This window comes from Pelomicrobium sp. G1 (assembly GCF_051905455.1).
Taxonomy (GTDB): domain Bacteria; phylum Pseudomonadota; class Gammaproteobacteria; order Burkholderiales; family UBA6910; genus Pelomicrobium.
On record NZ_JBQACR010000332.1, the window covers coordinates 1 to 277 of the forward strand.

Annotated in this window: 1 protein-coding gene; it reads left to right on the top strand. The window is 65.3% G+C overall.

Going from position 1 to position 277, the window contains the following annotated elements; translation table 11 throughout:
• Positions 1-20: 20 nt before the first annotated feature.
• The coding region (locus ACTFO6_RS18730; protein WP_439935868.1) for an ATP-binding cassette domain-containing protein at positions 21-277 on the top strand (257 nt) is incomplete at its 3' end.

The following is a 277-nucleotide window of genomic DNA, read 5'->3' on the forward strand; positions in this document are numbered from 1 at the left end:
TGTTCCAGGAGGCACGGCTCATGCCGTCCCTCACCGCCTTGGAAAACGTGCTCCTGCCCTCCGCCTTCGCCGGCGGTGACGATAAGCAGGCGCAAGAGCGGGCGCTGGCCCTGTTGAAAAAAGTCGGCCTGGAAAAGCGCACCCATCATCTGGTGCACCAGCTCTCCGGAGGCGAGGCCCAGCGGGTTTGCATCGCCCGGGCCCTGCTCAACCGGCCGTTGCTGGTCCTGGCGGACGAGCCTACCGGCAATCTCGATCATGCCACCAGGCTGGAGAT